At 64.5% G+C, this 369-nt stretch carries 1 pseudogene; it reads left to right on the forward strand.

Annotated elements, in window-relative coordinates:
* Nucleotides 1-369, forward strand: a pseudogene (locus E5W87_RS35680) (hypothetical protein); the annotation flags it as partial.

Below are 369 nucleotides of genomic sequence, written 5' to 3' on the forward strand. Positions count from 1 at the left end.
GCGCGGTCGACCTCGCTGATCCCGCGAGCACGCTTGTCCTGCTGAGAGCCAATGCCGTTGTCGGGGTGACCGGGTTCTTCGCCGAGGACGGGAAGACGCTGACTTCGGTGGGCATCCAATGCGCGGTGTGCCATTCAACCGTCGACGACGCCTACGCACCCGGGATCGGGCAACGGCTGGACGGCTGGCCCAACCGTGACCTCAATATCGGGGCGATCGTTGCCCTCGCACCTGATCTCACGGCGTTCGCCGAGATGCTGCAGATATCCGAAGCGGAGGTGAAGAAGGCGGTTGAGGCGTGGGGTCCGGGGAAATTCGATGCCGAACTGAACCTCGACGGCAAAGCATTCCGGCCGGACGGCAAGACGG

Origin of the sequence: Mesorhizobium sp., from assembly GCF_004962925.1 — a bacterium.
Classification (GTDB): domain Bacteria; phylum Pseudomonadota; class Alphaproteobacteria; order Rhizobiales; family Rhizobiaceae; genus Mesorhizobium.